Here is an 18,971-nt window from a genome sequence, read left to right as displayed (position 1 = left end):
AGCCTGATGCGAACTGACATGGTGCCGGGGGCGACCTTCCCGGATTACGAGCTCAGCGACCACACCGGAAAGCACCGCAAGCTCTCCGAATTGCAGGGCGGCGGCCCGATGGTGCTCGTGCTCGGCCGTGGCGGCTTCTGTCCAAAGGACCGCCGCCAGACCGAAGGCCTGTTGCAGCTTCATCGGGAGATGGAGGTCGGTTATTGCCGGCTGGTCACGATCACCACCGACACCATCACCCAGACCAACGAATACCGAACCGGCGCCGGCGCGCATTGGCCGTTCCTGTCAGATTCCAGGCGGATCATCCAGAAGGATCTCGACATCGCCGAATACACCGATCCCGTCCACAACCCGATGATCCCGCATGTCATCGTGCTCGAGCCCTCCTTGCGCATCCACAAGATCTACAATGGCTACTGGTTCTTCGGACGTCCCACCGTCGAGGAGCTTCGCCAGGATCTCAGGGCGGTCAGCATGATCTGCCGTCCGGATTGGGACATCACCGCGCCGGGCTTCAGGGCGCTCTGGGATCAGGGCCGCAAGGAGCACTTTTATCCCTACGGCAAGGCCTACGTCGAAACGCTGGGCGAACATTGATCCCGCTGCCATTGACGCAGCCGCAGCGCCGCGTCAGCAATCGCCCGGCGCGCGCTGCCGCTGGGCGTATTCCGCACCCCATCCGAGGCCGAGCGTCACCGAGATCAGCGAGCCGAGCAGCACGCCGAACTTCGCTGCGTCCTGCAATCTCTCATCGGTGAACGCGAGCATGGCGATGAAGATCGACATGGTGAAACCGATTCCGGCAAGGAGTCCGATCAGGCCAATGCCCGCCCAGGTCACATCAGGCGCCAGCCGGCATCCGCCCAGGCGCACTGCAAGCCAGGTCGCCCCGATCACGCCGATCGGCTTTCCCGCGCACAGCGCAAGCCCGATTCCCAGCGTCACGAATTGGGCGCCGCCGATGAACTCGCCGCTGCGCAGATCAACGCCGGCATTGGCCAGCGCGAACAGCGGCATGATGGCGTAAGCGACCCAGGGATGCAGCGCAGCCTCGACGCGGATGACGGGCGGTGCGATCTCGGGCTGTGCCGAGCGGACCGGCGTGATCAAGCCCAGCACGACGCCCGCAAGCGTCGGATGGACGCCAGCCATGAGGAGCCCGGCCCACACGATAAAGGCGGGCAGCACATAGGCAAACGCGGAGACGAAGCCCAGCCGCTGCATTCCGAGCGCCATCAGCACGCCGAACGAGGCGACGACGAAACCATGGGGATCAAGTCCGCTGCTGTAGAACAGCGCGATGATGAGAACCGCGATGATGTCGTCGATGATGGCGAGCGCCAGTAGAAACACCCGCACATTGCCGGGAATCGATCGTCCGAGCAGCGCGAGCACGCCGACCGCAAAGGCGATATCCGTCGCGGTCGGGATCGCCCAGCCCTGGCTGCGTTCCGTGACAGCGTTGAAACTCAAATAGATCAGCGCCGGAACGACCACACCGCCGACGGCCGCCAGCACCGGCAGAATCGCCTGATCGAATCGGCTCAGTGCGCCCTCGTGGATTTGCCGACGGATCTCCATGCCGACGACCAGGAAGAAGATCGTCATCAACGCATCGTTGATCCAGAAATGCAGCGGTCTGACGAAGGCAAACCCGCCGAGATGAAGCGAAACCGGAAGGTTCCAGGCCTCGTGATACGAATGGGCGAAGGACGAGTTGGCCCACAGCAGTGCGGCAGCCGCAGCCAGCAGCAGCACGACGCCGCTGACGGCCTCGACGTGCAGAAAGTGCCGGAGCGTGGAGAGCGCTCGCGCGACGAAAAGCGGGGACTTGGCCAGGTGCCGGCCGGGCAATTGATCATTCATGGGCGCACGCATCCTGCGTGGCGGCCCGACCATCGCTTGACCTGTCGCTGCCACATGCAGCGAGCACCCGCGCCTGTTCTACACGGCGGCGAGATGAGCGCAACCCGTGGGGCCGAGCCACGTCCCGATTGCGCGCGCGTCCGGGTGCGACAATTGTTCCGTACGACTTTGCAATTTCCGGTGGGGCCGAGGCGGAACCGGCCCCGGTGCGACGGATTATTGCCCGCAGGTAATGGCCGCCGGGTGGCTCGATGACATTGGCTTCGGACGTTTTGAAACTGCTGCGACTGGACGCCTCCGATGACAGGCAGCATCTCGTCATTCGCTCTGCCGGCGGACGCGGCAAGGCGGCCGAATATTCCTTCGGCATCGAGGAGGAATATTTCCTTGCCGACCGCCGCACCCTGGAGGTCGCGATCCAGACTCCCGACGCGCTGTTCGAATCGGCGAGCTGGTCGACCGGTGGCCAGGCCATGCGCGAGATGCTGCAATCCCAGCTCGAAGTCGCCACCAACATTCACGTCGACGTCAATGACGCGCAGGAGGAGCTGAGATTCCTGCGCCGCGAGGTCGCCAACGTCGCCGCCCAATACGGTTTTGTGATCATGGCCTGCGGCACGCATCCGACCGCCGTCTGGCGCATGTCGCAGCCGAGCCCGAAGCCGCGCTATGAGGAGATGATCGAGGACCTGCGCAGCATCGGCCACCGCAACATGATGTGCGGCATGCATGTGCATGTCCAACTGCCCGATCCCGAGAAACGGATGGCAGTGATGCGGGCCATGCTGCCGCATCTGCCGCTGTTCATCGCGCTGGCGGCGTCCTCGCCGTTCTGGAATTCGCACAAGACCGGACTCAAGGGCTATCGTCTGGCGGCCTATTCCGAGCTGCCGCGCACCGGCCTGCCCGAGCTGTTCGAAAACAGGCAGGACTACGACGAATATGTCGGCGCCCTGCAGCGCTCCGGCGTGATTCCCGACGAGAGCCACATCTGGTGGGCGATGCGCCCGTCCATGAAGCACCCGACGCTGGAGCTTCGCGCGCCCGATACCTGCACCCTGATCGAGGACGCCGTCGCGATCGCCTCGCTCTACCGCTGCCTGACGCGCCACCTCTATCTGCGGCCTCATCTGTCGAAGGAGGTCACCGTGGTCGAGCGCGCCATTGCGGTCGAGAACAAATGGCGCGCGCAGCGCTACGGCACCGATTGCATCTTCGCCTCCAGGGACGGACCGCTCACGATCTCGGAGATGCTGTCCCGAATCATCGAGGATACCGCGGGCGACGCGGACGCATTGGGCTGTGCCGCCCAGATCGACCATTGCCGCACCATCGTGGAGCGCGGCAGCTCGGCCGAGTTCCAGCTTCGCGCCTATCGCGACAACGGCGACGACATCACAGCCGTGTCACGCTGGATCGCTACATCGACGGTGTCGGAGCTGAGCGCGCCCACCGGCCGAAGCGCTCCCGCGCCGTCATAGCGCTCGCGCAAGCTTCGCCAACGAGAACGTCATTTCCAAATCAGATACGTCCATCGAGGAATGCATGACCGACATCGCCTGGTGCACCGGTTGCGGCCACAGCCTGGTCCCGATCCTGTCCGACAAGGGCCGCGCGCGGCCGAACTGCTTCTGGTGCGAAGGCGTCGACGCGCGGACCATGGAAATGGCGAAGTGGGCGGACAGCCCTGCCGGCAAACCCAATCGGGCCGCGCCTCACGCGTTTGACTGAGCCGCACTCCGCCTCAAACCCGCGCCACAAGGCGCGGGCGGAACACGGAATCGGCGGATGGGGAGAGAGCCATGACCGGCTTTCGCGCCGGCCGGCGCCGCGGGATGAAGAAGCTGCTCACGACGATCGGCTCGTGATCGCCAAGGGCGGCGCGCTCCTTCACGAGCAGGCTCATGACCGAACGCATCTTCATGACCTCCTGCGCCACGAAGCTGCAGTCCTCATCGCGGTTGATCTGCTCATGCATGATCGCCTCGGCCTCGCGCATGCTGACGCGCAGCGCCCTGATGGTCTTGCGGATGTCGTTGATGCGGTTGTCCATGACTGCCTCCCTCTCGGTGACAGCATAAGAACAAATCATGAACATATTGTCAATCGGTCCGGCCGGTCGCTCTGATCTGTCGTCGGCGCCGCTGCACGCGCATTGGCGATGCTTGCTGACAAATTAGACAAGCCGTGGCTGCCGTCCCGAGCTCGTGCGGCGCCGTGAGATCGTCGGAGGATCCGATCGGGAAGGCGATCTAAGCTCCCGTGCAACCACCGGATTTCTTATCCGCGCGGTTCGCCGCCTCGCGGCCCAGGCCGCCCCTGGAGCCTGCGTCAACCAACTGGCCCGAAATTCGCAACGACGTCGCGAGCTGGCAATGGCGCTGAGCGGAGAACGTCATGAACGTGCATGCTGCGGGCGATCTCAAGACCACCGGCCTCACCCATCCGAATGGCGCGCCGCTCCGCCTCAACGACAAGGACTTCGTCGCGATCGATCGCGACCGGAACGCGAAGTTCGAGGCGACGTACCGCCCACAGGCGCTCTACAATCGCGCCAACGAAGGCTTTCACGCCAACAACGAGACTTTCCTGCTCCACGAAGTCGCAACCAACCTGCCGATCTACCGCCCCGACACCGGCCCCACCGACTTCCATCTGCATCTGCCGCCCGGCGGCTTTCAGCTCGTGCTCGTCACCTCGGGCGCGTTCACCTTCGACTATGACGGGCGCTGGTACAATGTCGGCCCCGGCGCGGTGATGCTGCAAAGCGCGATCGTGCATCGCCAGCTGTTCTACACCTGGTCTGGCCTGTCGACGGAAGAGAATTTGAAGACGCCGCAGACGGTGGTGCCGGATCCGATCTCGATGGGCTATTCCGGCAAATTCCTCGAAGCCTTCATCACCGATCCCACCACCTTCCCAAACCCGACCATCGTCGGACCGGACCAGATCAACGAAGACGAAACGCCGCGCATAGCCTGGAGCCACCCGCTGCATGATCGTCCCGCCGATGCCGGCTTCTGGCTGCAGGATCCGCTCGCGCTGGACGCGCTATACAAGCCGCTCACCGACGGTTCGGTCAAATCAGCCCTGCAGGTTTACGTGCGCGACATCGGCATCGAGATTCCGAGCGGTCATCTCGTGACCGGCCACGTCATCGCAACTGATCCGCATGGGCACGCGCTGCTGCCGAAGAGCACGTCCGCGGCCGCGGACGCGACCTGTTTCGCCAAGGGCGAGGTCGTGATCTATCGCGTCATTCGCGGCACGGCCGAGTTCAGGAAGAGGTCCGGCGAGAGCTTCGAGCTCTCCGCCGGCGACGTGGTGACGGCGGGCAAGGACTCCGTCAGCCTCATCGGAGTCGGCGAGAACACGCAGGTCCTCCGCCTCGGCCTGCTCAAGGGCATGAACGAGCTTCGCAGCTGGACGCCGACGCAGCGCGACGAGATCGATGGCCTTGCCGGTCAGATCATCACCCAGAGAGACATTCGTCCGCTGCGCACCGAAGGCAAGCCGGTCGGATATCTGTACGGCTGAGCGCATTCCGTATCTGACAAGTCCGCGGGGTTCTTCACTCTCCGGCAGGGAGAGGTGAAGCAACCGCGCCTACTCCGCCGCCTGGCGGACGTGACGCGCGGTCGGGGTACGCATCGTCACCAGCTCCTCGGCCGCGGTCGGATGCAGCGCAATGGTCGCGTCGAAATCGGCTTTCGTCGCCTTCATCTTCACGGCGATGGCGACGACTTGCGTCACCTCGGCGGCGCAATCGCCGACGATGTGGCAGCCGAGCACGCGATCGGTCGATCCGTCGACGACGAGCTTCATCAGCACGCGGGTGTCGCGGCCGGACATGGTCGCCTTGATGGGACGGAACGTCGTCTTGTAGATGTCGACGTGGCTGAACTGCGCGCGCGCTTCGGTTTCGGTCAGGCCGACCGTGCCGACCTCCGGCTGCGAGAACACCGCGGTCGGGATGCTGGCATGATCGACCTGCACGCTGCGCTTGCCGAACACGGTGTCGGCAAAGGCATGGCCTTCGCGGATCGCGACCGGCGTCAGGTTGAAGCGATGGGTGACGTCGCCGATCGCGTAGATGCTGTCGACCGAGCTCTTGGAGAAAGGATCGACCGCGATGCCGCCGTTGTTCGGGTTGATGGCCACACCCGCCTTTTCGAGGCCGAGATTGGCGACGTTGGGATGGCGCCCGATCGCGAACATGACCTGATCGGAGGCGATGCTCGATCCGTTCGACAGATGCGTGGTGAACTCCTCGCCGTGGCGATCGACCTTCGCGACCGTGCAGCCGGTGAGGATGGTGATACCCTGCTTCTCCATCTCGGAGCGGACATGGCTGCGGACATCCTCGTCGAAGCCACGCAGGATGTTGTCGCCGCGATAGATCACGGTAACGTCGGAGCCGAAGCCGGCGAAGATGCCGGCGAATTCGAGCGCGATGTAACCGCCACCCTGGATCACGATCCGCTTCGGCAGCTTCTTCAGATGAAACGCTTCGTTGGAGGAGATCACATGCTCGATCCCGGGGATCGAAGCGCCGTGATTGGGCGCGCCGCCGGTGGCGATCAGGATGTACTTTGCGGTGATCTTCCGATCGTTCTCGAGCAGGCGGACGGTGTGCTTGTCCTCGATCACCGCGCGGCTCTTGACGATCTGCGCGCCCGACTTCTCGACATTGGTGGTGTAGGCCGCCTCCAGCCGCGCGATCTCCTTGTCCTTGTTGGCGATCAGCGTCGGCCAGTCGAAGCTCGCGGGCGGAACGGTCCAGCCGAAGCCGGCGGCGTCTTCCAGCTCCTGGCGGAAATGCGAGCCGATCACGAACAGCTTCTTGGGCACGCAGCCGCGGATCACACAGGTGCCGCCCATGCGGTACTCTTCCGCGATCATCACGCGGGCACCGTAGCCGGCTGCGATGCGGGCGGCACGCACGCCGCCCGAACCGCCACCGATGACAAAGAGGTCGACGTCGAATTCAGCCATGGTTCACTCCGACCTCTCTCAAGGACTATCTCGACAGATAGGTACGGTCAGATTTCCTTGCCACGCTTGCGCATCTCGGCGCGGAAGGCGCCCATCACGGTCTCGGAGAAGTTCTGGGCCCAGGAGTTCATGAAGGCCATGCTGAGCCCAATGGCACGCGGCTCCGAGTTGATCAGCTTCTGGCCGAGCGGCGACTTGTAGAAGGTGACGAGATCCTTGAGTTCCTGCTCGGTGAACTCGCTGGCGTAGATCTGCGCCATGCCTTCGCCGATCTCGTTCTGCCGGCCCTGGAGCTGCTGGGCCACGATCGGCGCGACCTCGTTGAGGTCCTTCTGGTAGTTCAGGTTCTGCTGGATCAGCGCGATCTTGGTCTTGTCGACGAGGCCCGGCACTGCGCCGGCATACATCGCGCCGGCGTTCTTGATCTGGAGGATCTCCTTGGCGGCCGCAATCGCCGCGGGCGAGGCCTTGGGCGGTGCTCCCTGCTGCTGCGCCATGGCCGGCACGGCCGAAAGGGCGAGGCCAACAGCAAGGGTCGCGGCCGGCAAGAATTTCAAAACGCTCTTCATTCCTAGTCTCCTTTCGGCTTTCGCCGTTCAATCACGCGGATTCCCTCGCCACCCGCCAAAACGGCCGAGCTGGCCAAGCCGATGAACAAGCCATGCTCGACCACGCCGGGAATCACACTCAGCGCCTTGGCGAGGCCGGCCGGATCCGCGATACGTCCGAGCTGGGCATCGAGGATCCAGTGGCCGCCATCGGTGACGAAAACGTGGCCATCTTTGGCCCTGCGGACCGCCATTTGCCCGGAAACGCCGCATTGCGCAAATGCCTTCTCGATCGCCCGCCGTGTCGCGCCAAGCCCGAACGGGATGACCTCGATCGGCAGCGGAAAGCGGCCGAGCGTCGGCACCCATTTGGTATCGTCGGCAATCACGATCATGCGATCCGAGGCGGCCGCCACGATCTTCTCGCGCAGCAGAGCTCCGCCGCCGCCCTTGATCAGATTGAGGTCGGGATCGATCTCGTCGGCCCCATCCACGGTGATGTCGAGATGGTCGATCTCGTCCAGCGTGGTCAGCGGCACGCCGCAACGCTCCGCGTCAGCGCGGGTCGCCTCGGAGGTCGGCACGCCGATGACGTTGAGACCGGCGGCGACGCGCGCGCCAAGCAGCTCGACGAAATGCTTGGCGGTCGAGCCGGTCCCGAGGCCGAGCTGCATGCCGTCACGCACCTCTTCCAGGGCGCGCGCCGCCGCCTGCCGCTTCAACTGGTCCATGTCCACCTTTGCGCTGCCTCTCAAGGTCAGGAGTGCCGCCCGGTCGTGCCCGATTGCGGCGGGCCTATGTAGCCTCGTTTTCCCCGCCGGAACAGGCCTATAAGGTGATCTTATGAGCCCGCCTCTTGCGCCTGACAGGCCGGACCGATAGCGCTTTTGGCATGACATCCCCAGACAAGACCGGCCCCTACACCCTCGTCTTCGATCTCGACGGCACGCTTGTGGATACGGCGCCCGACCTCATCACTGCGCTGAACTACGTGCTCGATCGCGAAGGCCTGCCCCCGGTGCCGATGCAATCCGCCCGCAACATGATCGGCGCAGGCGCCCGCAAGCTGATCGAACGGGGCCTGGAGGCCGAGGGCCGTGCGGTCAGCGTGGCCGACATGGACCGGATGACCGCGGATTTCATCGCCTATTACGCCGACCACATTGCCGTCGAATCCCGTCCCTTCGAGGGGCTGCTGGAGGCGCTCGACCTGTTTGCGGCGCAGGGCCATCGCCTCGCGGTCTGCACCAACAAGCTGGAATGGCTGTCCAAACGGCTGTTGGATCAGCTCGATCTGACCAGCCGATTCGCCGCGATCTGCGGCGCCGATACGTTTGGGGTTCAGAAGCCCGATCCGACCATTTTCCGGCAGACCGTGGCGCGGGCCGGCGGCGACGTCAGAGCCAGCATCATGGTCGGCGATGCCGGAACCGACGTCGGGGTGGCCCGGCGCGCCGGCGTCCCCGTGATCGGGGTCAGTTTCGGCTATACGGACGTACCGATTGCCGAGCTGAAGCCGGATCGGCTGATCCACCACATGCGCGACCTGCCGGCGGCCGCCCACAGCCTGATGACCACCTAGAGATTTGGCAAGCCACTGAAACAGCTTGATTATTCCATCTAGTTCCGCGTTAACCATCTATTAACTATGCGCAGTCCGCCGGTTGCTTGCCCCAGGCGACGCTCCTAAGGTCCGCGCGGGGTTATGTGGCGGTTCGTCGCAGTAGAAGTGGATGGGTCATGCGTCGTGTCATCGCGATTGCGGTAGCGGGGGCGAGCCTTGGTGGCTGCTCCTCAATGTCTTGGGACATGTTCAAATCGGCGCCGCCGACCGTCCAGGTCCGGCTCGAATCCAATCCCCCGGGCGCTGATGCGACGACTTCGGTGGGCGGAGGCTGCAAGACCCCCTGCTCCGTCTCGGTTCCCGCGCCCGACGCCCCGTTCACGGTCGCTTTTGCGCTGCCGAAATACCAGCCGGCAAGCGTCCCGGTGAATGTGATCAAAACCCCCGGCGATTTCACCACGCCCGCCTCGGTGACCACCGATCCGAACCCGGTGTTCGCGGAGCTTCAGCCGGCGGTACCGTCAAAGCCCGTGAAAAAGAAGCCGCACCGGCCGAAGACGCCGAAGCCCGCCGCGGCGCCAGCCGATGCTGCACCGCCCGCAGCCGGCACGCCGTTCCCCGATCCGAACGCGGGCAAGCGTTAGTCTGCGTACCAACCGATTGTGTCAGCGGTATCCGATGCTTAGATTGCACGGACAGCACCGCTGAAATGATGGTGCGCCCGTCGCCGTAAGTGACAAGGCATTTGGTATGAACGGACTTTTTGCGAGCCCCGGCGCCGCGCTGTCGAGCGCCATGACCGATCCGTTCGGACGGACCATCTCCTATTTGCGCGTTTCGGTCACCGATCGCTGCGACCTGCGCTGTTTCTATTGCATGTCGGAAGACATGACGTTCCTGCCCAAGGCCGACCTGCTGACGCTCGAGGAACTCGACCGCCTCTGCACGGCCTTCATCGCCAAGGGCGTGAAGAAGTTGCGGCTGACGGGCGGCGAGCCGCTGGTCCGGCGCAACGTGATGTCGCTGGTGCGCTCGCTGTCGCGCCATCTGACCAGCGGCGCTCTGAACGAGCTGACGCTGACCACCAACGGCACGCAACTGGCCAAGCATGCCCAGGAACTCGCCGATTGCGGCGTCCGCCGCATCAACGTCTCGCTCGACACGCTCGATCCCAGGAAGTTTCGCGAGATCACCCGCTGGGGCGAGATCGACAAGGTGCTGGAAGGCATCGAGGCCGCGCGTGCCGCGGGCCTCGCTGTGAAGATCAACGCGGTGGCGCTGAAGAACCTCAACGAGGACGAGCTCCCCGATCTGTTGCGCTGGGCCCATGGCAAGAACATGGGCCTCACCCTGATCGAGGTGATGCCGATGGGCGAGATCGGCGCTGGCCGCATCGACCAGTATCTGCCGCTGTCGCTGGTGCGCGCACGCCTCGCCCAGCAGTTCACGCTGACGGATCTCGCCGAATCCACCGGCGGGCCGGCACGCTATGTCAGCGTCGCCGAGACCGGTGGCAAGCTCGGCTTCATCACGCCGATGACCCACAATTTCTGTGAATCCTGCAACCGGGTGCGCATCACCTGCACCGGCACGCTGCACACCTGCCTCGGCCACGAGGACGCCTCCGACCTGCGCAAGCCTTTGCGTGCATCCAGCGACGACATGCTGCTTGCGGATGCGATCGACCGCGCCATCGGGCTCAAGCCCAAGGGCCATGATTTCATCATCGACCGCCGCCACGACCGCCCCAGCGTCTCCAGGCACATGAGCGTCACCGGCGGCTGAGGATTCGCCGCTCCGTCCAACCGTCTTAAGCTTTTGCGGTCTTAAGCTTTTGACCCGGCGTCAATTTGTCCATTTTCCGATTGACGGCGCTGAAAGCCGCTGATTTGGTGCAACCGCCTTTGCTTGCCCGGCAGCATAAGCCGGCCCGCCCGTTGGCGGTCGCGGTCAAGACGGCAAGGCGCGAGGGGAGGACTGACGCCGCAATCGCTTTTCGGACTGCGATCCGTGCGGCCGCGTGCTTTCGCACGCCGGCCGGGCCTTGCGTGCTGAAGCCTCCCACACAGTGTTAGGCCGCGACGGAGAGAAGGTAACATGCGTCCATTGCTGGCGGTGAGCAACGCCATCGACACCCTCAATGAAAAGATTGGGTACGTCTGTAACCTGCTCGTGCTCTTCGCCTGTCTGGTCAGCGCAGCGAACGCCATGATCCGCTACGCCTTCAGCTACTCGTCGAACGGGTGGCTGGAGCTGCAATGGTACATGTTCGCGATCCTGGTGATGTTCGGCGCGTCCTACACCTTCAAGCGCAACGAGCACGTCCGGGTCGAAATTCTCTATTTGATGCTGTCCGAGCGCGGCCAGCTCTGGCTCGACCTGATCGGCACGCTGTTCTTCCTGATCCCCTCCTGCCTCCTGCTCGCCTATCTGTCCTGGCCGTTCTTCATGCAGGCCTATGACGTCGGCGAGATGTCGGGCAATGCCGGCGGCCTGATCCGCTGGCCCATCAAATTCGTGATCCCCTCCGGCTTCGTGATGCTGGCATTGCAGGGAGTTTCCGAAGTCATCAAGCGTATCGCGGCTCTCCAGGGCTATGTGACGATCGACGCCAAGTACGAGAGGCCGACTCAATGATCACGCTGGAGATGATGCCGCCGCTGATGTTCGGCGGCCTGGTTCTGGTGATGCTGCTCGGCTTCCCCGTGGCGTTTACGCTCGCCGCGGTCGGGCTCTCCTTCGGCTTCCTCGCCATCCATCTCGGATTCTTCGACCTCAACTTCCTGCAGGCGATCCCCGGCCGCGTGTTCGGCAGCGTGCTCTCCAACGAGCTCTTGCTCGCGATCCCGTTCTTCACCTTCATGGGCGCGATCCTGGAAAGATGCGGACTTGCCGAAGACATGCTGGATTCGATGGGCCAGCTGTTCGGCCCGATCAGAGGCGGCCTCGGCTATTCCGTCATCATCGTCGGCTTCATCCTCGGCGCCATCACCGGCACGGTGGCGGCGCAGGTCATCGCCATGGCGCTGATCTCGATGCCGGTGATGATCCGCTACGGCTACAACATGCGCTACATCACCGGCGTGCTGGCGGCCTCCGGCACCATCACGCAGCTGGTGCCGCCCTCGCTGGTGCTGATCGTGCTGGCCGACCAGCTCGGCAAGTCGGTCGGCGACATGTATCTCGGCGCCTGGGGCCCCTCGGTGTTCCAGATCCTGCTGTTCGCCGGCTACACCTTCATTCTTGGCCTGATCAAGCCGGACCACGTGCCACCTGTGCCGAAGGACGCGCGCACGCTGACCGGCTGGGCGCTGTGGAAGAAGTGCCTGATGGGCATCATCCCCTCGGCCGTGCTGATCTTCGTCGTGCTCGGCACCATGATGATGGGCCTTGCGACCCCGACCGAGGCCGGCGCCATGGGCGCGGTCGGCGCCATCGTGCTCGCCGCGATCCATCACAAGGACTTCACCTCGACCGACCGCAAGGTGCTCATCCTGGGCGTGATCGCCGCCGGCATCGGCACCATCATCGCGATCCTGTTCACCGAGAATCTGATCTTCAAGCTCGCCTTCGCGGTGACGTACCTCGCGGTGGCCTGGATCTGCATCCAGGCCGCGCGCATTCCCGACCTGCGCGACCTGATCAAGCAGGGCTACGAGACCACGATGCGCATCACCTGCATGGTCACCTTCATCCTGATCGGCTCGACCTGCTTCTCGGTGGTGTTCCTCGGCGTCTCCGGCGGCGTCTGGCTCGAGCACATGCTGACCTCGCTGCCCGGCGGCGTCTGGGGCTTTTTGATCTTCATCAACCTCTTCATCTTCTTCCTGGCGTTCTTCCTCGACTTCTTCGAGATCGCCTTCATCATCCTGCCGATGATCGCGCCGATCGCGCAGAAGATCCTGGGGCCCGTGGTCGGCGACGGACCGGCGCTGATCTGGTTCGGCGTCATGCTCTGCGTCAACATGCAGACCTCGTTCCTGCATCCGCCGTTCGGCTTCGCGCTGTTCTATCTGCGCGGCGTCGCGCCGAAGGAAGTGAAGAGCTCGGACATCTATTGGGGCGCGATGCCCTGGATCGGCCTGCAGATGATCATGGTGCTGATCGTGATCGCCTTCCCGATCACGGTGACGGGCCTCCTGGACAAGCCTGTCAATGTCGACCTCGACAAGGTCAAGATCGAGGTGCCGCAGATCGACCTGCCGCCGCTGGATCTCGGCCCGCCGCAGAAGTAGCGAAGCACAAGGTGCGAGGCGTCTTCTCCTCTTGTGGGCGGACTCTCCCCGACCACAGTATCGTAGGGTGGGCAAAGCGAAGCGTGCCCACCATTCTCTCGAAATCATTGATAGGTGGTGGGCACGGCGCAAGTGCGCCTTTGCCCACCCTACGATACCGAGCTAACGGATAGAGCCCCTCTCTCCCGCAAGAGGGTGAAGAGCGTGACAGGGGCCGCAAACACAGGCATACCGGACGCTCCTCTAGCCTACGGGAATGCTGCGCCATGCTTCGATCGCACTCTGCTCCCTCGCTCGCTGCTTCGTTGATTGCCTCGCTGTGGCTCACCTGCGCCGTTGCACACGGCGAGCCGGTGGCCGAGATTCAGGCGCTGGCGCAGAAGGAGCAGCAGCCGCTGCTCGACACGCTGCGCGATCTCGTCAACATCGAATCCGGCAGCAAGGATGTCGAGGGCCTGAACGTGATCGCAGGCCGCGTCGCCGACCAGCTCAAGCAGCTCGGCGGCACGGTGGAGATCCTGCAGCCGGCCGTCATCTATCGCCTCGACGACACGCCGGAGAAGATCGGCCCGGCCGTGCACGCAACGTTCAAGGGCACCGGCACCACGAAGATCATGCTGATCGCCCACATGGACACGGTGTACCTGAAGGGCATGCTGAAGGACCAGCCGTTCCGCATCGACGGCGACAAGGCCTATGGCCTCGGCATTGCCGACGACAAGCAGGGCGTCGCGCTCATTCTCCACACCGTGGCGATGCTGCAGAAGCTGAACTTCAGGGATTATGGCACCCTTACGGTACTCACCAATGGCGACGAGGAGATCTCATCTCCCGGCTGGCGCAGCACCATCACCAAATTCGCGTCCGACCAGGACGTGGTGTTCTCGTTCGAGGGTGGCGGCAGCGATGGCTCGGTGCGGCTCGCCACCAGCGGCATCGGCTCGGCCTATCTCACGGTGACAGGCAGATCCTCGCATGCGGGCGCACGGCCCGAGGGCGGCATCAACGCGCTCTACGAACTCTCGCACCAGGTGCTGCAGATGAAGGACCTGTCCAAGCCCGAGCAGGGCCTGAAGCTGAACTGGACCGTCGCCAAGGCCGGAACCAACCGCAACGTGATTCCGGCCGAAGCCACCGCCCAGGCCGATGCGCGCGCCCTCAAGGTGTCGGATTTCGACGAGCTGGAGAAGGCGCTGCAGGAGAAGATCAAGAACCATCTGCTGCCCGATTCCAAGGTCGAACTGAAATTCGAGGTGCGGCGCCCGCCGCTCGAGGCCAACGACGCCTCGCGCCGCGTAGCTGCCTACGGAAAGACGATCTACGCGGAGATCGGAATGTCCATGAACGTTGCCGAGAAGGCGACCGGTGGCGGCACCGATGCGGCCTTCGCCGCGCTCAAGACCAAGGGCGCCGTGGTCGAGGGCATGGGCCTGTCGGGCTTTGGCGCCCATTCCAACGATGCCGAATATGTCAAGCTCGACAGCATCGTCCCGCGTCTCTACCTGACCACGCGGATGATCATGGATCTGTCGACCGGCAAGCTGAAATAGCGTCCTCCGGCGAGCGAATGGACATCCCCGGCGCGCGAGCCCAGCGCGCGCCGGGGTGTCAGCATCGAGACCTGCCTCAGTCCGAACCGAGCGTCAGGGGCGTCACCTTGACCAGGCCCGATTCGATGTCACTCACGCGCACCAGCGGAAATCCGACCGTGACCGACGCGCTCTGCCGCCAGGCGTCGACGATCTCGTCGCGCAATTCGGAAGCGCCAGCGGCGAGCTGTTTCGTGACGATCGCGATCTCCGCCGGCTGGGCCGATTTGTAATTGTCGTTATTGGAGTCCTTGGCCGCCTGGTAGACTGAGGCCACCTGAGCCAGCGTTTCTTCCAGATACAACGGAACGCGCTGCTCCATGGTCGCGACGCCGCGGTTGGTGTAGGGACGCATCTGGCCGGCGACGGCGATGAAGTTGATGTTGTTGCGGACGAATGCGCCCTCGAACGGCGCGTGGATCGCGGCCGTCGTATAACCGTTCGGGTTGGGATAGTTGCCCCAGCCGTTAAAATGGATCGAGACATGCATCGGCTGGCTCGCATCGGCGACGAAATGACTCCAGTAACCGATATCGCGGATGATCAACTCCTGACGCAGTTGCAGCTGGAAACGGAAATAGGCCCGGTCGGCATCGGTTGTCGCCGTCATCAGGCCCACGCTGAGCGCGCGCCAGATGGCGAAATCCTTGCGGAGCTGCTGAAAGCCGTCGAGAATGGCGTAGGGCAGATAACCGCCATATTGGGTCTGACCAGCAGGATTGGTCGCACTGCGCTGCTGGGTGTCGAAATCCTGGCGGGTCGCCGGTAATTGGCTGATCGGGATCACGCCGCCGATGACGACGCCGTTGTCATCGAGGTCGATGAAGTGCCCGGGGTCGCGCTCGGAGTCGTGCACGGTGCGCGTCGTCGTGATGTTGCCGGTGGCTGAGGTCAAGAGGCCGGTCGTCTTGGAGATGTCGGCCTCGGCCCCGAGTTCCCCGACCTGCGCGATCGCCTGCGCGCTACGGACGAAAGCCGGAATTTCGGGCGGCAGCGCCTGCATCGCGATCTGGCTGATGCCGACGTGGCCGGTGTGGCCCCAGCTCCACGCGTTCTGCGGGGCGAGCACCATGACGATGCCGGCCGCGCTGGCCAGCCAAGGCGTGACTCGGGGGTGACGTTTGGACATGCGCTATCCTTTCGGATCCCAGAGGATCTCGATGAGAGACAAAGGAGGTTTTGCGGAAGGACGAGAGGCGTCAGGCCTTGGCCTGACGCCGCCTCAGCACCAGACCGGCAAGACCGACCGCGAACAGCACGACGCTTTCGGGCTCCGGCACCGCCGGAGTGACCCGGAGGTTGTCGATCTGGAAGTCGATGGCATTCGATTGAAGCGTGATCGTCGTGAACGGCCCGCCCGCGTAGGACAAGGTGCCTTCCGGATAACGATAGCCGCTCGTGAGGGAGCCGTCGGCGCTGCCGCTGCCGGACGCATTGGTCAGGAATGCCAAAGTCGTCGCATGGCTCGGATCGTCGAGACCAAAGTCGAGGCTGAAGGCCGTGACCGGTGCGCTGAACACGATGGTCAGCGCGCTGCCGGCGGCGCCGAAGGCCGAGCCGATCGTCAGGAAATCGCCATTCATCAGGCGATACTGAAAGCCGGTCGGAGTCAGGAAGTTGGACGAAATCCCGAAGGCGCCCGGGTCGACCCCGGCTGGACCGGCGAAGGTCGCCGACAGCCCCGCGGAGACCAGCGTAAATGGCGTCTCGGTACCGATGCTCTGGTTCTCGAAATCATAGAGCGCGGCACGGGCCGAGGACGGCAACAAGGCTGAGCCAGCGATCAACGCGCAGGCCATTGCACAGAAAAGACGGTTTCTGGCGGTCAACAAACTTCTCCCAATCACCAACAGGGAACATCACAAGTTGCATGTTATAAGTAACATCAAATTATGTTAACCATGTGAAGACGGGATTATCGCTTGAAATGTGAGAGCCTCACGCGCCCGGTGTTTCCAGGCGTCGTCTCCGCGATCAGGCTCAGGCCTCCGCTTCCGCCAGCCTGAATCGCAGCGTGAACTCGGCGCCGCCGCCGGGCAGATTGTCGACCGCAACGGTGGCGTCGTGATCGTCGGCGACGCCGCGCACGATCGAAAGGCCAAGGCCCGCGCCGTCGCTGCGCTGGCGGTCGCGGCGCCAGAAGCGCTGGAAGATCAGCTCGCGTTCGGCCTCGGTCACGCCGGGACCGCAATCGCGCACGCGCACCGAACCATCCTCGCCAACCTCGACATCGACGGAAGTGTCCTTGGCGGTGAACTTGATGGCGTTTTCGGCGAGGTTGAAGATCGCGCGCTGGAGCATCTCGAAATTGCCGTGGATCATCACCGGCGCATCGGCGCCCTTGAGCGCGATGTCCTTGTGCTGCGCGATTGCGAGCGGCGCGATCGAACCGACCACCTCGACGCAGACGGCGCGCAGATCGGCGGTCTCGCCGGGATCGAGCACCAGCGTGTCGAGCTCGGCGATCTCCAGCAGCTGGGCGACGATCCGGCTCATGCCCTCGATGTCGTCATGCAGCGCCTGCCGTACCGCATTGTCACCGAGCGTCTCGACCCGCGTGCGCAGGATCGCCAGCGGCGTGCGCAGCTGATGCGCGGCATCGGCGGTAAACTGGCGTTGCACGCGAAAGCCGTCCTCGAGACGATCCAGCGCCTGGTTGACGGCGGTGACGAGCGGCACGATCTCGCGCGGGATCTGCTCCGTCGGCAGGCGAATGTCGGTGCGAGCAGGGCCGATATTGCTCGCCTTCTCCGAGGCCTTCCACAACGGTGCGATCGCGCGGCGGAAGATGATGATGTCGATGGCGAGCAGCACCAGCAGAATGGGAATGGTGATCCACCCGACGCGGCGGAAGAAATTGGAGACGATGTCGTCGGTGATGACGTCGCGGTGCGACAGGTCTTCGGCGACTTGAATGCGAAAGGTGGTGTCGCCGATCGTCTGGGTCACGTCGGCCCCGGAAATCGACTGCGATTCAACGCCGCCGGTCTTCTTGTGCGACGAGAACAGCAGGCGCCCGTCTTCATTGCGAATGTCGTACTGGTAGCGGCCATAGGCCTCCGAATAGAGGCCGCGAAGGCTGTCGGGCAGATTGAACGTCACCTTGCCGTCCGGCTGGACTGCGATGCGCTCGGCCAGCGTCTCGGCCTGGGCCCGCATCGCGGCCCGGTGCAGCTGGTCGATCTCGGAGCTCAACAGCCAGAACAGGACCAGCGGCAGGAAGATCGCAACCACCGCGACCGCGATGATGTGCAGGAACACGATGCGCGAGATCAGCGATTTGAACGAGGGCGACCGGACTTTGGATCCGGCCTGGGATCCGAGCCCGGCCACGCTATTTCTCCTCGGCCATCATGTAGCCGACGCCGCGGATGGTGTGAATCACCACCTTGGCGCCGTGCTCGGCGAGCTGCTTGCGCAGCCGGGAGACGTAGACCTCGACCGCATTGGAGGCGACCTCGCCCTCCAGCCCGAAGATGTGATCTTCGACGTTCTTCTTCGGCACCACGCGACCCTGCCGCCGCAGCAGGATCTCCAGCACCGAGGTCTCGCGCGAGGATATGATCCGCGGCTTGTCGTCGACGAAGATCTGGCGGCTCTCGGTGTCGTAGACGAGATTGGCGAGCCGCAGCGAACGGCCGAGCAGCTGGCCGGGGCGGCGCAGGATCGCCTCCAGCCGGGCCACCAGCTCCTCCGTCGCGAACGGCTTTGCGAGGTAATCGTCGGCGCCGCTGCGCAGGCCGCTGACGCGATCCTGCACCCCGCCCCGCGCGGTCAGCACCAGCACCGGCAGCGGCTCCATCTGCCGCCGCAGCTCGCGCAGCACCGACAGGCCGTCGCCGTCGGGCAGGCCGAGGTCGAGGATCATGGCGGCATAGCTGACATTGTGCACCGCCTCGCGCGCCTCGCCCGCGGTGCTGACGATGTCGCTCTCATAGCCGGCCGCCGCCAGGCCGTTGGCGACGAGCCGCGACAGCTCGGCATTGTCCTCGACGATCAGAAGGCGCATTGCATCAACCTGACTTACGTCATTTCCGAATCTCACGGCACGCGCCGTGATTGCCGATCTCTCCCACCATTCGGCCGATTGGGCCAGCGAAAAATGGCACTTGCGAGGTTAACGCGCGCCGGCCGACCCGTAAGGTGAGCGTCAGCGAGGGCTGGTAACAGC

At 64.1% G+C, this 18,971-nt stretch carries 19 protein-coding genes; 10 read left to right on the top strand and 9 right to left on the bottom strand.

Features of this window, described 5'->3' with window-relative positions; translation table 11 throughout:
• Positions 1–6 precede the first annotated feature (6 nt).
• Complete coding sequence (locus G8O24_RS04715) at positions 7–600, top strand: redoxin domain-containing protein (RefSeq protein WP_188096934.1); 594 nt, start codon at positions 7–9, stop codon at positions 598–600.
• 33 nt (positions 601–633) lie between these two features.
• On the opposite strand, the gene nhaA is transcribed toward G8O24_RS04715, so the two are convergent.
• Positions 634–1,869 carry a Na+/H+ antiporter NhaA gene (gene nhaA, locus G8O24_RS04710; RefSeq protein WP_188096932.1) on the bottom strand — a complete coding sequence of 412 codons (1,236 nt, stop codon included), beginning with the start codon at positions 1,867–1,869 and terminating at the stop codon, positions 634–636.
• A gap of 251 nt (positions 1,870–2,120) precedes the next feature.
• On the opposite strand from nhaA, the gene G8O24_RS04705 reads away from it, so the two are divergent.
• A complete protein-coding gene (locus G8O24_RS04705) occupies positions 2,121–3,350 on the top strand; it encodes a carboxylate-amine ligase (protein WP_188096930.1) in 1,230 nt (409 codons plus the stop codon).
• 64 nt (positions 3,351–3,414) lie between these two features.
• Positions 3,415–3,600, top strand: coding sequence for a hypothetical protein (locus G8O24_RS04700; RefSeq protein ID WP_188096929.1), 186 nt, complete (start codon positions 3,415–3,417; stop codon positions 3,598–3,600).
• A 13-nt stretch (positions 3,601–3,613) separates the two neighbouring features.
• On the opposite strand, the gene G8O24_RS04695 is transcribed toward G8O24_RS04700, so the two are convergent.
• On the bottom strand, positions 3,614–3,922 hold the full coding sequence (locus G8O24_RS04695; RefSeq protein ID WP_244645736.1) for a hypothetical protein: 309 nt from the start codon (positions 3,920–3,922) through the stop codon (positions 3,614–3,616).
• A gap of 344 nt (positions 3,923–4,266) precedes the next feature.
• Here G8O24_RS04695 and G8O24_RS04690 point away from each other — a divergent pair, with 344 nt between their 5' ends.
• On the top strand, positions 4,267–5,406 hold the full coding sequence (locus G8O24_RS04690; RefSeq protein ID WP_188096927.1) for a hypothetical protein: 1,140 nt from the start codon (positions 4,267–4,269) through the stop codon (positions 5,404–5,406).
• 69 nt (positions 5,407–5,475) lie between these two features.
• Here the strand turns inward: G8O24_RS04690 and gor are convergent, their stop codons facing one another.
• Genes gor through rpiA form a run of 3 tightly spaced genes read right to left on the bottom strand, consistent with a single transcriptional unit; the run spans position 5,476 to position 8,149 of the window.
• Complete coding sequence (gene gor, locus G8O24_RS04685; RefSeq protein ID WP_188096925.1) at positions 5,476–6,864, bottom strand: glutathione-disulfide reductase; 1,389 nt, start codon at positions 6,862–6,864, stop codon at positions 5,476–5,478.
• 47 nt (positions 6,865–6,911) lie between these two features.
• Positions 6,912–7,433 (bottom strand): DUF2059 domain-containing protein, encoded by a 522-nt coding sequence (locus G8O24_RS04680; protein ID WP_188096923.1) that lies wholly within the window; start codon positions 7,431–7,433, stop codon positions 6,912–6,914.
• Positions 7,434–7,435: 2 nt separating this feature from the next.
• A complete protein-coding gene (rpiA, locus tag G8O24_RS04675; protein ID WP_188096921.1) occupies positions 7,436–8,149 on the bottom strand; it encodes a ribose-5-phosphate isomerase RpiA in 714 nt (237 codons plus the stop codon).
• Positions 8,150–8,304: 155 nt separating this feature from the next.
• Between rpiA and G8O24_RS04670 the strand changes: the two genes are divergently transcribed.
• The 6 genes from G8O24_RS04670 to G8O24_RS04645 all read left to right on the top strand — a co-directional run bounded on the left by G8O24_RS04670 (position 8,305) and on the right by G8O24_RS04645 (position 14,761).
• The gene (locus tag G8O24_RS04670; RefSeq protein ID WP_188096919.1) at positions 8,305–8,994 is read left to right on the top strand and encodes an HAD-IA family hydrolase; all 690 of its coding nucleotides are present in this window, start codon (positions 8,305–8,307) and stop codon (positions 8,992–8,994) included.
• Between the two features lie 158 nt (positions 8,995–9,152).
• The gene (locus G8O24_RS04665) at positions 9,153–9,620 is read left to right on the top strand and encodes a hypothetical protein (RefSeq protein WP_188096917.1); all 468 of its coding nucleotides are present in this window, start codon (positions 9,153–9,155) and stop codon (positions 9,618–9,620) included.
• A 106-nt stretch (positions 9,621–9,726) separates the two neighbouring features.
• Positions 9,727–10,761: a GTP 3',8-cyclase MoaA gene (gene moaA, locus G8O24_RS04660; protein ID WP_188096915.1), complete on the top strand. Its 1,035-nt coding sequence runs from the start codon at positions 9,727–9,729 to the stop codon at positions 10,759–10,761.
• 312 nt (positions 10,762–11,073) lie between these two features.
• Positions 11,074–11,613, top strand: a complete 540-nt coding sequence (locus G8O24_RS04655) for a TRAP transporter small permease subunit (protein ID WP_188096913.1) — start codon at positions 11,074–11,076, stop codon at positions 11,611–11,613.
• Positions 11,610–13,211 carry a TRAP transporter large permease gene (locus G8O24_RS04650; RefSeq protein WP_188096911.1) on the top strand — a complete coding sequence of 534 codons (1,602 nt, stop codon included), beginning with the start codon at positions 11,610–11,612 and terminating at the stop codon, positions 13,209–13,211. Before G8O24_RS04655 ends, G8O24_RS04650 begins: the two co-directional genes overlap by 4 nt.
• A gap of 266 nt (positions 13,212–13,477) precedes the next feature.
• Positions 13,478–14,761, top strand: coding sequence for a M20/M25/M40 family metallo-hydrolase (locus G8O24_RS04645; RefSeq protein WP_188096909.1), 1,284 nt, complete (start codon positions 13,478–13,480; stop codon positions 14,759–14,761).
• A gap of 76 nt (positions 14,762–14,837) precedes the next feature.
• Here G8O24_RS04645 and G8O24_RS04640 read toward each other — a convergent pair whose 3' ends face one another.
• From G8O24_RS04640 to G8O24_RS04625, 4 genes are all read right to left on the bottom strand, one after another.
• On the bottom strand, positions 14,838–15,929 hold the full coding sequence (locus tag G8O24_RS04640; RefSeq protein ID WP_188096907.1) for a phospholipase C/P1 nuclease family protein: 1,092 nt from the start codon (positions 15,927–15,929) through the stop codon (positions 14,838–14,840).
• A gap of 70 nt (positions 15,930–15,999) precedes the next feature.
• Complete coding sequence (locus tag G8O24_RS04635) at positions 16,000–16,629, bottom strand: PEP-CTERM sorting domain-containing protein (protein WP_188096905.1); 630 nt, start codon at positions 16,627–16,629, stop codon at positions 16,000–16,002.
• A 151-nt stretch (positions 16,630–16,780) separates the two neighbouring features.
• A complete protein-coding gene (locus G8O24_RS04630) occupies positions 16,781–18,133 on the bottom strand; it encodes a sensor histidine kinase (RefSeq protein ID WP_188096903.1) in 1,353 nt (450 codons plus the stop codon).
• Between the two features lies 1 nt (position 18,134).
• Entirely contained in the window at positions 18,135–18,809 is a 675-nt protein-coding gene (locus tag G8O24_RS04625) for a response regulator transcription factor (protein ID WP_188096901.1), read from the bottom strand.
• Positions 18,810–18,971: the final 162 nt, after the last annotated feature.

It is taken from the genome of Bradyrhizobium campsiandrae (assembly GCF_014529705.1).
Classification (GTDB): domain Bacteria; phylum Pseudomonadota; class Alphaproteobacteria; order Rhizobiales; family Xanthobacteraceae; genus Bradyrhizobium; species Bradyrhizobium campsiandrae.
The sequence above is the reverse complement of the archived record's forward strand: the minus strand, read 5'-3'. Positions and strand labels throughout refer to the sequence as shown.